This is a genomic window from Roseibium aggregatum (assembly GCF_017309185.1).
In the GTDB taxonomy this organism is placed as follows: domain Bacteria; phylum Pseudomonadota; class Alphaproteobacteria; order Rhizobiales; family Stappiaceae; genus Roseibium; species Roseibium aggregatum_B.
Genome location: NZ_JAEKJZ010000001.1, coordinates 2,352,112 through 2,364,267, shown reverse-complemented (window position 1 = coordinate 2,364,267; position 12,156 = coordinate 2,352,112). Strand labels below are relative to the sequence as shown.

The 12,156-nt window shown below is 59.3% G+C and carries 15 protein-coding genes; 8 read left to right on the top strand and 7 right to left on the bottom strand.

Features of this window, described 5'->3' with window-relative positions; translation table 11 throughout:
• The 4 genes from JF539_RS10240 (at nucleotide 1) to JF539_RS10225 (ending at nucleotide 2,024) form a co-directional block, all read left to right on the top strand.
• Nucleotides 1–381 (top strand): flagellar biosynthesis protein R, encoded by a 381-nt coding sequence (locus tag JF539_RS10240; RefSeq protein WP_207140205.1) that lies wholly within the window; start codon nucleotides 1–3, stop codon nucleotides 379–381.
• A 343-nt stretch (nucleotides 382–724) separates the two neighbouring features.
• Entirely contained in the window at nucleotides 725–1,153 is a 429-nt protein-coding gene (locus JF539_RS10235) for a rod-binding protein (protein WP_207140203.1), read from the top strand.
• A complete protein-coding gene (locus tag JF539_RS10230) occupies nucleotides 1,153–1,551 on the top strand; it encodes a hypothetical protein (protein ID WP_207140201.1) in 399 nt (132 codons plus the stop codon). Before JF539_RS10235 ends, JF539_RS10230 begins: the two co-directional genes overlap by 1 nt.
• Nucleotides 1,548–2,024 (top strand): hypothetical protein, encoded by a 477-nt coding sequence (locus JF539_RS10225; protein ID WP_207140200.1) that lies wholly within the window; start codon nucleotides 1,548–1,550, stop codon nucleotides 2,022–2,024. The genes JF539_RS10230 and JF539_RS10225 overlap by 4 nt, the downstream gene beginning before the upstream one ends.
• 646 nt (nucleotides 2,025–2,670) lie before the next feature.
• Here JF539_RS10225 and JF539_RS10220 read toward each other — a convergent pair.
• The 7 genes from JF539_RS10220 to motA form a co-directional block, all read right to left on the bottom strand.
• Nucleotides 2,671–3,117: a hypothetical protein gene (locus JF539_RS10220; protein ID WP_207140198.1), complete on the bottom strand. Its 447-nt coding sequence runs from the start codon at nucleotides 3,115–3,117 to the stop codon at nucleotides 2,671–2,673.
• Nucleotides 3,118–3,145: 28 nt separating this feature from the next.
• The gene (flhB, locus tag JF539_RS10215) at nucleotides 3,146–4,222 is read right to left on the bottom strand and encodes a flagellar biosynthesis protein FlhB (RefSeq protein WP_207140196.1); all 1,077 of its coding nucleotides are present in this window, start codon (nucleotides 4,220–4,222) and stop codon (nucleotides 3,146–3,148) included.
• A gap of 52 nt (nucleotides 4,223–4,274) precedes the next feature.
• Nucleotides 4,275–5,294: a flagellar motor switch protein FliG gene (locus JF539_RS10210; RefSeq protein WP_209017078.1), complete on the bottom strand. Its 1,020-nt coding sequence runs from the start codon at nucleotides 5,292–5,294 to the stop codon at nucleotides 4,275–4,277.
• 122 nt (nucleotides 5,295–5,416) lie between these two features.
• Nucleotides 5,417–5,806, bottom strand: coding sequence for a flagellar motor switch protein FliN (gene fliN / locus JF539_RS10205; protein WP_207140179.1), 390 nt, complete (start codon nucleotides 5,804–5,806; stop codon nucleotides 5,417–5,419).
• A complete protein-coding gene (locus tag JF539_RS10200) occupies nucleotides 5,806–6,375 on the bottom strand; it encodes a hypothetical protein (RefSeq protein WP_207140177.1) in 570 nt (189 codons plus the stop codon). Before JF539_RS10200 ends, fliN begins: the two co-directional genes overlap by 1 nt.
• A complete protein-coding gene (locus tag JF539_RS10195; protein ID WP_207140175.1) occupies nucleotides 6,356–7,315 on the bottom strand; it encodes a flagellar motor switch protein FliM in 960 nt (319 codons plus the stop codon). Before JF539_RS10195 ends, JF539_RS10200 begins: the two co-directional genes overlap by 20 nt.
• Before the next feature lie 3 nt (nucleotides 7,316–7,318).
• A complete protein-coding gene (gene motA / locus JF539_RS10190) occupies nucleotides 7,319–8,215 on the bottom strand; it encodes a flagellar motor stator protein MotA (protein WP_207140169.1) in 897 nt (298 codons plus the stop codon).
• Nucleotides 8,216–8,401: 186 nt separating this feature from the next.
• Here motA and JF539_RS10185 point away from each other — a divergent pair, with 186 nt between their 5' ends.
• The 4 genes from JF539_RS10185 to JF539_RS10170 are packed head-to-tail and all read left to right on the top strand — an operon-like array spanning nucleotide 8,402 to nucleotide 12,076.
• A complete protein-coding gene (locus tag JF539_RS10185; RefSeq protein ID WP_207140167.1) occupies nucleotides 8,402–9,190 on the top strand; it encodes a DUF1217 domain-containing protein in 789 nt (262 codons plus the stop codon).
• A gap of 3 nt (nucleotides 9,191–9,193) precedes the next feature.
• The gene (flgF, locus tag JF539_RS10180; protein WP_207140165.1) at nucleotides 9,194–9,925 is read left to right on the top strand and encodes a flagellar basal-body rod protein FlgF; all 732 of its coding nucleotides are present in this window, start codon (nucleotides 9,194–9,196) and stop codon (nucleotides 9,923–9,925) included.
• A complete protein-coding gene (locus JF539_RS10175; RefSeq protein ID WP_207140164.1) occupies nucleotides 9,922–10,761 on the top strand; it encodes a hypothetical protein in 840 nt (279 codons plus the stop codon). Before flgF ends, JF539_RS10175 begins: the two co-directional genes overlap by 4 nt.
• Entirely contained in the window at nucleotides 10,730–12,076 is a 1,347-nt protein-coding gene (locus JF539_RS10170) for a FliI/YscN family ATPase (RefSeq protein WP_207140163.1), read from the top strand. Before JF539_RS10175 ends, JF539_RS10170 begins: the two co-directional genes overlap by 32 nt.
• The last annotated feature ends 80 nt before the right edge of the window (nucleotides 12,077–12,156 follow it).

The following is a 12,156-nucleotide window of genomic DNA, read 5'->3' as shown; positions in this document are numbered from 1 at the left end:
ATGGCGCGAAACAGTCAGGAACTCGAACGGTTGTTCCGTATGCAGAAGCAGATCTTCCTGTTTTCCTCGTGGCTTCTGCAAAAACTTGACTCGCAGGTCTACCAACTTAACGAAAAGGAGCGACGCATCCTCGTGGCGCTGTCGAACGGCGACCTTGCACAGCACGATCGTTTCATCGCCAACGCAGCCGAACGCCTGCGACGGATCATCGAAGAGCTGGCTCAGGTCAGCGAGGCCCGGGCGAAGGTCAATTCCGAGTTCGATCAGCAAAGGATGATGCTCAACCTGATGGCTGACCGGCTCGCCCGCATGCGTGGTGAGGAGCAGCGTGCGCAAGAGGAGCGCGACCTCATGGAACTTCTCGATCGGCGCTACGGGTAGGGCCGGGGGGCGGTTGGACGCCAGGCATGATCCGGCTTGCCTCATCGGACGGGGCGTATCGGAGAGCCGGCGCGTGTGCGGTCAGAAATGAAACGGGTCCCGTCTCTGTTGCCTGGAGAACCGGGTGCTGAGAGGCCCCTGTGTAGACCCTCCACAGACCAGTCCAGGTTCCAGCCTTTCAGTCGCCGTCCGAGACGGCGACGCAAGCCTCCCGCAAGCTGGATACCCTACAACGGAAAGCGCAAACAAGGTCCGGCTGAAAGCATCCCTGCTTGCCTTGCCCTGTCACCTGGCCGGGCCTTGTTTGCCCCATCGATCCGAAAGAGACCCGAGGAGTTGTTCCATGGCGATTACGCCTCCGTCAGACCTGATCCTGGATGTCGCCAAGGCCGCGGACCCGGTCAGTCGGCAAATCGCCACAAACCGGTTGCGGTCCATCGCCGCCTCAGGAACCGGGGAGGGATTCGGCCTTGCCTTTGCCGATGCTTCCGCCGGGTGGGAAGCGAATTTCAACAGGTTCAGTTCTGCCGCCGCCACCGGCAGCTCCGGAAGCGGCAAGTCGCCGGCGGAGAAATTCGAAGCCATGGTGCTGAGCCAGTTCGTCGAAACAATGTTGCCGCAAGATGCGGATGCCGTCTTCGGTGAAGGCGCGACCGGCGAAATCTGGAGATCGATGCTGGCCGAACAGGTTTCAAACCAGATTGCCGCGTCGGGAGGCGTCGGTATCGCAGACCTGATTTCTGACTCTCTCAAACAAGGAGCGAACGCCTGATGGAAACCGGCCAGGAGATTGCCGTACAAGAGGGACCTGTCCATCCGGGACAATTCGCGCCCCTGACCCTTGCCGTCCGGCGAGCCATCGATGCGGTCCAGTCGGAAACCCGGGCGCTCCGCGCGAACCCGACCGCTGATCTCAAAGCTTTTGAATATGGCAAGAGCCAGGCGCTTCTCGATCTTACCAGGGCGCGCGCAAACGTTCCGGGCACCATCCTGCCGCAACAGGTGAAGGACGATTTGCAGGAATTCAAGGGTGTTCTGGACGAAAACGTCAGACTATTAAAGCACCACATGAATGCTGTAACAGAAGTCGTGGAAATGATGTCAAAAACAATGATTGCCTATGAGTCGGATGGAACCTACCAGGCACCGTTTCCGGAGCCGGCGCGATGATGAAGATCCTGGCGGCAGGGGTCTGGTTGACAGCGACCATGCTGGTGTCCGGATACGGAACCGCGCATTATCTCGCCTCCAGGAACAGTGACGGCGGCGAGAATGAGGAAGTTTTCGTCGGACTGGACTACGAGACCGTCAATCCGGTCAACGTGCCGATCCTTTACGAGGGCACGATCCAGGGTTATGTGGTCGCCAAGCTCGTCTTTACCGCGGATGGCGAGACCCTCCGCCGGCTACCCGTCCCGCCGCATCCTTTTCTGGTCGATGAGGCCTTCCGGGCGCTCTACGCCGACGAAACGCTCGATTTCCAGCGTCTGGAGCGTTACGACCTGGACGGGTTCGTGGACCGGCTCAAGGAACAGACCAATTCCCGTCTGGGCCAGCCGGTAATCCATGACGTTCTGGTCGAGGAGTTCAATTACTTCGCCAAGGAAGACGTCCTGACCGAGCTGCCGGGCAGCGCGATCTGAGACCCGCCTACTGATTTACCTGCCGCCTCCCAGGCCCCGGCGCTTGTGTTCCATCGCAAGCGCCGTTTTTTTGTCCAAGGAAGGAAACCCGCTGGGGTCGTCTCCTGATGCCGGTGCACGAAGGCTGAGAGGTAAGGAGCGGTCCGAAAGAGGTCACGGTCTGGTGAAAACCGTTGCTTGATAGGCTGACGGACACCTCAGTGAGGCAACTGTAACGCACCCTTTGGGAGTTGCTTCCATTTTCAGACCGCAACGAACCGGTATCCAATCCGATGTCACGTTCCGGTTCGCCGGCAAGACGCGTTGCGCGGAACGACCCGGTTGGTTGTGCAAGTCAGCGCAACGCCTTACAGGAACCACCAAAGGCCGGTTTTTTGTTCGTTTCGGTTGGCGTTAAAGCGCTAGCGCACCGGGAAGAGCTACGTTCAAGCCTATGACCAGCCTGTCGCTGCGCGTTTCCTCATTTCGTTTTTGTCGTCATCGAGGAAGAGTTTCGCACAATCTCGCGTCCCGTATCGGCTTTTGGCGCCCGGCGCCTTTGGGAAGGCTTTTTCTGATTTTCACTGAAAGAGAGACCGGCAGGTTCTGGAATCTGCAGGAACCTATCGGAGCGCCTGAGGACCCTGTTTGCCCGGAAGCCTGGCCTCTACTTCAACCGTGCGTCCGCCAGCGCCTCGAGCAGCAACTCCGTTTCCTTGACCTTGTTGCCGGCGGCGTCCGGGATCTCGACGTAGGAAACGTTGACCGCGTTGTCCGGAGAGGCGAGCACGACGGTGAAGTAGATCCATACGCCCTTGTTGAAGAATTCAAGGTCCAGTGAAACCCTGGGTGTGGTGTCCCATTCGATTTCGGCCTGGGCGGCCATGGAGTAGCGCAGACTGCCTTCCTTGAAGAAGAGCTCGGCCGAAGATTTGATCAGTTCCTCGATGTTGCCGTGCCTGTCCGAACGGATGTAGGCGATGAAATCGACAACGTCGACCAGCTTCAGATCTTCGATGAAATCGGCAAGGGCGGAAGCGATGGCTTCCTGGCGCTGCCGGTCGCAACTGAGCGAGGACATTTTCTTTTCGCGCCCTCCAGGCAGATCCTGCATTCCCCCAGACCTCCGAAAATTCATTTATCTATACAGCAGCCTTCCCCTGGCGTGAGTACACGTAACAGATAATTTCTGCAACCGCCCTGTAGAACTCTGGTGGTATCATGCGTTCAACTTCCGATGACGCATAGAGAGATCTGGCGAGCTGGCGGTCCTCGATCACCGGGATCCCGTTGCTTTCCGCGATTTCGCGGATCTTGAGCGCGATCAGGTCCTGGCCCTTGGCGACCACAACCGGTGCGGGATTTTGGCCGCCGTCATAGCGGAGCGCAACGGCATAATGTGTCGGATTGGCGACAACCAGGGTTGCCTTGGGGACGGCGGCCATCATCCGGTTTCGGGCCCGGTCGCGTGCGAGGGAGCGTTGACGTGCCTTGACGATCGGGTCGCCTTCCATCTGCTTGTGTTCGTCCTTGATTTCCTGCTTGCTCATGCGCAGGTTCTTGCGCCAGTGAGAGCGCGACCAAAGAACGTCGACGGTGACCAGCAGGATCGTTACGATGCAGACACCGGCGATCAGACGCATGGAAATCTGCAGGATGACTTCGGGCAGGGCACTTGGATCGGTGAACATGGCGTTGATCAGTTCCGCTTCATTCGCCCGGAACTGGCCATAGACAATGGCGCTGACCGTGGAGAACTTGAAGACCGCCTTGAGGAATTCGACAAGGCCTTGGGCGCCGAATATGCGTTTCCAGCCTTTCGCGGGCGAAAGTTTGGAAAGCTCCGGCTTGATGCGGTTGAAGACGATGCGAGGGGTGTTTTGAAAGAACGCGGAAGCAAGCCCGGCCACGGTGAGCAACGCGATGATGGGCGCCAGGAATTTACCGGCTTCGATTGAAACCGCATGGCTGAGCAGCAAGGCATCCGCGCTGTTCCCAAGATCCACTCCTCCCGATATGTCCAGGAGGTGGGTCAGCGTCTTGACGAGCTGACCGGCTCCCGAAGTCACCACGAAGCTGCCGATCAGAAGAGAGGCGATGAAAGTCGCAAGGACCGGAGCTTCCTTGGAAACCGGTGTGTTGCCCTTTTCGATGGCATCGCTGATTTTCTTCTCGGTCGGTTCCTCTGTTTTTGAATCCTTGTCCGTATCTTCCGACATCGGCCCACCCGTTTATCCGGTGAACCCGGCGTAGCCGAAAGGTCGCCGGCGGTTACGCAAAATACGCACCTTCGTCCTGTTTCGGATTGAGCTCGATTTCTCCCCGCCCGGCCATTTCCAGCGCCAGGTTGGTGATGGCGCTTCTGGCGTCCAGGACGTCGCGCTGCGCGGCCGGCTCGCTCGCCGCGAGTTCGTGTTCGGCGATACGCCGCGCACGGGAAGTCAGGGATGACAGGATGACCTCCCGGAACTGTCCATTGGTGCCTTTCAGCGCCAGAACGATCCGGTCGGTTGGTATCTGATCGAAAATCGCCATCCGGGTGCGGGCGTTGAGGTTGATGATGTCGTCGAAGGTAAACAGCAGGCCCTTCAGGAGTTCCGCCGTTTTCGGCCTGACCTCGTTGAGGTTTTCCAGGGCATCCTCCATGTGGTCGCGGTCCATCTTGTTCAGGATGTCGGCCATGCGCGCATGAGAATCCGCCTCCAGGGTGCCGGACAGATTGAGCATGAAGTCCTCGTGCATCGTCTTTTCGATGTCGCGCATGATTTCAGGCACCACCGCCTTGATCGACAGCATGCGCCGAACAAGCTGGTTGCGAATTGGGGCCTGAATCTGGCTGAGGACCTTTGCCGCCGCGGCCGGCTTGATCTTGGTGAGGATCAGGGCCGCGGTCTGGGGATGTTCCTTCAGAAGGTAGTTTGCGAAAACCGTTTCGGAAACGGTGGTCAGCCGGTCCCAGATCGACCTGTTGGAGTTGCCGAGCACATCCGACATGATGTCCGCGAGCTGATCTTCCGGCAGCACGCCTTCGAGCATCTTTTCCACTTCGTTGGCAGAGCCGAAAAGGGTCGTGCCGTGGGAAAACTGCTCGATGAACTCCTCGGCCAGCCGGTCCAGTTCGTCGGGCGAGACCGTGCCGAGCTGGGCGGCGGCGACGGTGATGATCCGGATTTCGTCCTGGTCGAAATGCTGCAGCAGTTTCTGGGAGTTGGTTTTGCCCAGCGACAGCAAAATGGCCGCCACTCGCTGCGTCCCGTTCAGGCGGCGTGCGGGAGGCGCGGGCGGTTTCATTATATTAGCCGCTTGCGTCGAGATACCGGCGGCAGTGGCGGAGCTTGTCATTATCGCTCATTCCCGGAAAAAGTGAGTGTTTGAACGGTCAGATGGCAACAGGATCGGGTGCGATGCCCGGATCAGACATCCAGGGCGCCGGACTGGGAGCTGATGATCTCCGTGAGCGACACGCCGAAGCGGGAATTGTCGTCTTCGACCACGACCACTTCGCCCCTGGCGATCACGCGGCCGTTGACCACGATATCGATCGGCTCCCCGACACGATGGTTCAGGGGGATGACGGCGCCGCGGCCAAGTTTCAAGAGGTTGGACACAAGCATTGTCGCGGAGCCAAGAACGACCTGAATGTTGACCGGAATGCCGAGGATGGTGTCCAGGTTCTTGTCGTCCCCCATGGTCCCATTGGAGGCGCCTTTGTCGGGGGATTCGACCTTGGCGAAATTCGTTGCGTCGGCCGGTTTCGCTTTCGGACCGGTTTCCGTGGCAATGTGATCGATGGTTTCGGACATTACATTTTATCCTTCTGGTTCATGGAAACGGTGCGGAACGGACTTGCCAAAGGTGTGTCTATGCGGTGGACACGGGTTTCCACCGTTTCGAGGGACGCACTCCGCAACACGGTGTCGCCGTCGGCGACCTTGGAAGAACGTCCGTCCCGGGGTTTCGCGGATTTGGCGTTTTCCGGATCGGCTTCGAAAATATCGAGGTCATCGTGGGTTGGTGTGAACCGGCGGGAGCTGTCGAGCATGGCGGTCGCTTTCGATAGCTCCTTCAGTTCCGCCTTCAGGACCGATTGCTGCCGTTTGGCTTCACGCGTGAGGCCGTCGATTTCCGCAATCAGCTCGCGGGCATCGTCCATGCGGTTTCCAAGGGCGTTCAGGATCTGGGCGCCCTTGACGTTGATTTCCTGGATGGAAACCTCGATCCCATCCAACGCCAGGGCGGTCTGGTCGAAAATACGCTGATAGTCCTCGTGATAGGAGCCAAGGCGGCGCAGCTCCTTGTGCATCTGGAGCATCCGGACCGTCGTCGCCACGAGTGCGACAAGCAGGACGCCGTCAACGATTGCGGAGATCATCGAATAGATCCTTTTCTTCCTCGTGGATGAGTTCTTCGATCTGCAGCGTGTAGGAACCGTCGAGCTGACCGAGCTGGCAGGTGAAGATGGGCTGTTCGTTACAGGCGAGCGTCACGGGCGTTCTGGCGGTCGCCTGCAATTCGATGACCTGTCCGACCTTGAGGTCGGAGAGATCGCCAAGCGACATTTCCCGTTCTTCCAGGATGGCCTCCAGTTTGACCTCGGTGCGCTGGATTTCATTGTGGAAATGCTGGGTCCACTGCTTGTCGCGTCCCGCCATCTCGCCGGACAGGACCTGGGACAGGCGCTGGCGGAGCGGGTTGAGCGTGGCATGCGGCATCACCACGAAGACCTCGCCACCGCGGCCGATGGCCTGCTGGAGCAGGCGTGCGACCACGGCCGGATTGTTCCGCCGGCCGATCACCGCAAAATCCATGCGACTTTCGATCCGCTCGATCTTCATGGTCGTTTCGGCGATCGGCGAGAAGGACTCCGCCAGTGCCTTGGCGGCGACCTCGAACATGGTCCGCGCGATACGCGTTTCGATGTTCGAGAAAGAGCGTTCCTCGTCTATGGGCGGTTCGGTTCCGTCGGCACCGAACAGCACATCCACCAGGGTGAAGATGAAGTCGCGGTCGAAACCGATCAACACCCGGGCATCCCACTCCGGGGAATAGAGAACGGCGACAAGCGCGTTGGATTCGAACTCGTCGAGAACGTCGCCGATCCGGTTGTTTTCAACATAGCTCACCGAAATATAGGACGGTGAGGGGGATTTCTGACGCATGGCGTCGGCCATCAGCCGGGCCATGCGGTCGAACACCACCGGAAGCATCGGCAGGCGGTCGACGGAGATCCCCGCCGCATCCAGCAGGCGGTCGGCTATTCTTGCCCGTTCGGAGCTGGAAGCGTTGGAACTTGCAGTCGCTGCTTCAATCATGGTCTAGGCGGCTCCCTGAAGATCCTGAACGTTGTCGCCGGCGCCGGTTCCGGCGCTCATGGTTTCGTTTTCGACCTCATCGATGGTGGGACGGTCATAGTCGGAAATCGTCTTACGGCCGTGTTCCAGCGCGATCTGCGGATCGGCGCCGTTCATGAAGGCCAGCAGGGTCTGCTTGACCACGATGTAGGTCCGCAGGCGGGACTCGCGGACGATCTTGATCTTGGCGGCCAGCGGGCCGAACAGCGAATAGGAGAAAAAGATCCCGACGAAGGTGCCCACAAGCGCCGCGCCGATCAGGCTGCCGAGGAGCTGCGGAGACTGGTCGATTGCCGCCATTGCCTTGATCACGCCGAGAACGGCCGCGATGATACCGATTGCCGGCAGGGCGTCCGCCGTACTGCTCATGGCGTGATAGGGCTTCATCTGATCGCGGTGGATCGTTTGCAGTTCCTCGTCCACCAGGGCTTCGATCTCGTGTGCCCGCGCGTTGCCGACGATGATGAGCCGGAAATAGTCGCAGATGAACGTGGTCAGGTTGGCGTTGCGCAGCACCCCGGGATACTTCTGGAAGATCGGCGAAGTGTTCGGGTCTTCTATGTGGGGTTCAACCTGGTTCCGGCCCTTGGCCCGCAATTCGCGCATGAGGCCGTAAAGCAGCGCCAGCACATCAAGGTATTCCCGCTTGTTCGGGACAGCGTTACGCAAGGCGTCGGAGACGGCCGCGACCGTTCCCTTGATTGTTTTCATGGGGTTGGCGACGACGAACGCACCGATGGCGACGCCAAGAATAATGACAAGTTCCCAGGGCTGCCAGAGCACGGAGACCTTGCCTCCGAGCGCGGCGAAACCGCCGATGAGGGACGCACCCGCGATAATCAGGCCGATAATGATAGTCACCTAACAGCTCCCGACTGGTGAGAAATCCAACTTTGATCGGGAGGACGCTAGAAGGTGAGACTTGTCCGAAGCTGACCGCAAAGCAGGCCTCCCGGGTCAGGGGTGCCGCCAAGGCCAGGTCAGCCTGGCGTAAGGTTTGTGACCGAAGGTCCGTCCAATGCTTTCACCCGTATTGGGGACGAGGATATGATCAACACATTGACCCAGCTGCAAATCGTACGCAGCAACATGGAACGCTCCTTAAAGACAGTCGAAGCCGACCCCACGGTCGAGCGTCAGACCGAGTATTACCTGGATAACATCCGGGACATTAAGACTGTAGAGGAGTTCCTGTCCGACGACCGCATCTTCAACTATGCGATGACGGCCATGGGTCTAGAGGACATGATCTACGCCAAGGCCTTCATGCGCAAGGTGCTGGTGGAGGGCGTCGCGGACAGTTCGTCTTTTGCCAACCAGCTTACGGACACGCGATACGCCGAGTTCGCCAAGACCTTCAATTTCGAACAATACGGCGAAGCCACGATGTCCTTCGAAAGGACGCAGCAGGGTGTCGTCGACAAGTATTACCGCCAGGAACTGGAGGTGAGGGAAGGCGAGCAGAACGAAGGCGTCCGGCTCGCGCTTTACTTTGAGCGCAAGGCGCCGGACATCGATAGCGCCTATGACATCCTCGCCGACCGGGCGCTGGCCGAAACCGTTTATACGGCCCTCGGCCTGCCGGACGAGTTCGCCATGACGGACATCGACAAGCAGGCCCAGTATCTGGAAGAGCGGCTCGAGGTGGATAAATTCTCCGACGCGGATTACCTGTCAGATTTTCTGAACAGGTTTTCAGCGCTCTACGACCTTGAAAACGGATCGCAGGCGGTTGTCTCGCCAACGGTGACCCTTTTCGCAAACAACCAGGGTGTCGTCCAGATGAGCGACGACCTGCTCACCAGCATTCAGAGCTTCAAGCTCGGAGGGGTTTGATCCATGGAGTCCGCTCTTTACGTCGCTCTTTCCGCACAGGTCGCGCTTTCGAACCGTCTTGAAACGGTTTCTCGCAATGTAGCCAACATGAACACCGCCGGCTACCGGGCCGACGAAGTGAAATTCGCGGAGCTGATTTCGAAAGCCGGTCAGGACGAGGTGAGCTTTGCGACGGGGGGCGAGATCTACATCTCGCGTCAGGGCGGCAGTCTGAACAAGACCGACAATGCTCTCGACATTGCCGTGGAGGGCGACGCCTGGTTCGCGATCCGCGATGTCAACGGAAATGTTTCCTACACGCGGGACGGCCGGCTCGAAATCACGCAAGACGGTATGGTTCGCACGGTGACAGGACAGCAGATCCTCGGAACCGGCGGACAACCGATCACCCTGGACCCGGAGGCCGGATCCCCGCTTATCACCCAATCGGGCGAGATTTCGCAAGGCGAGGCGGGAGTGGTCGGTCAGATCGGTCTGTTCCTGATCCCGGCCGAGGCCAATCTGACCCGCCGGGAAAACTCCGCGGTCGTTCCGGATTTGCCGGCCATACCGGTACAGAATTTCGATCGCAACGGTGTCCGCCAGGGGTACGTTGAAGGCTCCAACATCAACCCGGTGCGAGAGATGACGAAACTGATCATGATCTCGAGGGCGTTCGAGAGCGCCACCAAGATGATCGACAACAGCAACGAAAGCCAGGAAAAGGCTATTCGGGAGCTCGGGGCGACATCATGACTGCAGTCGAAGGGGTGACCACAGCGGGACAAACGTCATCATCGAAAGCCGGGCAAACGGATCCGGGTTTTCGGCCGGACGCGCTGAAAAACGCGGGCAAGGCGGAAAACCGTTCCTTTAGTTTCGCGGATTTCATCGATGTGATTAATCCCCTCCAGCACATTCCGGGGGTTGCGGAAATCTACCGCTCGATAACCAACGACCAGATCTCGGACGAGGCCCGCAAGACTGGAAACGTCATTTACGGGTTCGCACTCGGCGGACCTGTGGGTGTCGGTGCCATGATGGCCTACAACGCGGTCGGAGACCGGTGGAGCGCGGGAGCTGATCAACAGGCGCCTGCAGGTGTTGCTTCGGCTGAACAAACGCCGGTTCCGTCCGGACCGACCGAGGGAGCAGGCATGGATTCGGAAGTCGGGACTGAAACAGGCTCGGCGCCGGTTCCAGATCCCAAGCCTGCGGAAATTTCCGGCGAAGTGCCTGGCAAGAAGCCGGCCGAAAGGGCGGATCGGGCTGAAGTGATGGGGGAAACCGTTGCCGCGGCAAAGGCCCCAACAGGCGTGCCGTTGAACCTTGCGGAGCTGATAAGCGGCTCAAGGCAAACGAAAGATGCCACACAGAAGACGGCGATATCGGCGAAGGCGCCAACCAGCACCGAAGCATCCTCTGTTTCCTATCTCGAAGGCGCTGCAGAAAAGCAGCGCGTTGAACCCTATTTGCCGGACCAGGACGACCTGGGTCATTTGGCGACCCACCAGGCGAACCGGCTTCCTCTCGATGTATTGAAGGCTCTCCAGGAACGGCATGCCCAACGCACCGCATCTGAACGCACTTGACCAGATTTCGGCTTCGCTGGCCGCCTTGGAGACGGAAGTTGGCCCGGTCAGGCTGAGCGGCCGGGTAACGCAGGTTTCTTCCGAGGCGATCAGAGTGTCAGGTCTCTCAAGGATTGTCTGCCTTGGCGATCTCGTCGAATTCGAGGGCCGGGCCGGTGTCCGTCAGGGAGAAATCATCCGCCTGGATCAGAATGACATTGTCGTCAAGCCGCTGGAGCGGGTGACGGATATCGGTATCGGCAGCGTGGCCTCCGTTATGGGAGGGCTCGCGATTCATCCGGATATGAGCTGGCGCGGCCGGATCGTCAATGCGCTCGGCGATCCGATCGACGGGCAGGGGGCGCTGACCCATGGCGTCGAAGCCTTCCTTCTGGATCGTGCGCCCCCTCCGGCCATGAACCGGGCGAAGATTTCGGAAGGTGTGAAAACCGGCGTCCGGGTGATCGACTTGTTTACCCCCCTGTGTGTGGGCCAGCGGATCGGCATCTTCGCGGGCTCGGGGGTCGGCAAGTCGACCTTGCTTGGCATGCTGGCCGGGTTCGGAGAATTCGATACCGTCGTCGTCAGCCTTGTCGGAGAACGAGGCCGTGAAGTCAGGGAATTTGTCGAGGACATCCTTGGTGAAACCTTGAGCAATTCGGTAGTCGTCGCGTCTACAGGCGACGAAAGCGCGATGCAGCGCCGCCTCGCGCCCAAGACCGCGATGAGTGTGGCCGAATATTTCCGAAGCCAGGGCCACAAGGTGCTTCTCATTCTCGATTCTGCGACCCGCTTCGCCCATGCGGCCCGCGATGTTGCCCTTGCCGCCGGAGAACCGCCTGTCGCGCGTGGTTATCCGCCGAGTGTGTTTGCGGATCTTGCGCGGCTTATCGAACGCGCGGGGCCCGGACGCGGCGGAGAAGGGTCTATTACCGGTATCTTTTCCGTCCTGGTGGACGGAGACGATCACAACGATCCGGTGTCCGACACCATTCGGGGGCTCCTGGACGGTCATATCGTGCTGGACCGCCAGATTGCAGAGGCGGGGCGCTACCCGCCTGTGAATGTCCTCAGGTCGACGTCTCGCCTTGCATCCCGCGCCTGGGCCAAGGATCAGCAGGAACTCATCCACCGGATCAAGGGCCTGATTTCCCAATACGAGGACACCAAGGACCTGAGGCTCATGGGCGGGTTTCAGACTTCCGGTGACGAACAACTCGAAAAGGCGTGCCGGCTGGTTCCCAGGATATACGAAGCGATGCGCCAGCGCGCGGATCAGGTCCTTCCGACCGATCCATTTGCGGAATTGGCTCAAGCCCTTGCTGGCCCTACGTAAGTTTGGGGTTTTCCTTTCAAAAGTAAAAATACGGGATTGCCGCTTTTATTTGCGGCAATTTTCGTATATATGTCTTCGGA

Excerpts from the sequence above, each read along its gene's own strand:
- JF539_RS10240 (WP_207140205.1), top strand. The coding sequence starts at position 1 with ATGGCGCGAAACAGTCAGGAACTCGAACGGTTGTTCCGTATGCAGAAG.
- JF539_RS10235 (WP_207140203.1), top strand. The coding sequence starts at position 725 with ATGGCGATTACGCCTCCGTCAGACCTGATCCTGGATGTCGCCAAGGCC.
- JF539_RS10230 (WP_207140201.1), top strand. The coding sequence starts at position 1,153 with ATGGAAACCGGCCAGGAGATTGCCGTACAAGAGGGACCTGTCCATCCG.
- JF539_RS10225 (WP_207140200.1), top strand. The coding sequence starts at position 1,548 with ATGATGAAGATCCTGGCGGCAGGGGTCTGGTTGACAGCGACCATGCTG.
- JF539_RS10220 (WP_207140198.1), bottom strand. The coding sequence starts at position 3,117 with ATGCAGGATCTGCCTGGAGGGCGCGAAAAGAAAATGTCCTCGCTCAGT.
- flhB (WP_207140196.1), bottom strand. The coding sequence starts at position 4,222 with ATGTCGGAAGATACGGACAAGGATTCAAAAACAGAGGAACCGACCGAG.
- JF539_RS10210 (WP_209017078.1), bottom strand. The coding sequence starts at position 5,294 with ATGAAACCGCCCGCGCCTCCCGCACGCCGCCTGAACGGGACGCAGCGA.
- fliN (WP_207140179.1), bottom strand. The coding sequence starts at position 5,806 with ATGTCCGAAACCATCGATCACATTGCCACGGAAACCGGTCCGAAAGCG.
- JF539_RS10200 (WP_207140177.1), bottom strand. The coding sequence starts at position 6,375 with ATGATCTCCGCAATCGTTGACGGCGTCCTGCTTGTCGCACTCGTGGCG.
- JF539_RS10195 (WP_207140175.1), bottom strand. The coding sequence starts at position 7,315 with ATGATTGAAGCAGCGACTGCAAGTTCCAACGCTTCCAGCTCCGAACGG.
- JF539_RS10185 (WP_207140167.1), top strand. The coding sequence starts at position 8,402 with ATGATCAACACATTGACCCAGCTGCAAATCGTACGCAGCAACATGGAA.
- flgF (WP_207140165.1), top strand. The coding sequence starts at position 9,194 with ATGGAGTCCGCTCTTTACGTCGCTCTTTCCGCACAGGTCGCGCTTTCG.
- JF539_RS10175 (WP_207140164.1), top strand. The coding sequence starts at position 9,922 with ATGACTGCAGTCGAAGGGGTGACCACAGCGGGACAAACGTCATCATCG.
- JF539_RS10170 (WP_207140163.1), top strand. The coding sequence starts at position 10,730 with ATGCCCAACGCACCGCATCTGAACGCACTTGACCAGATTTCGGCTTCG.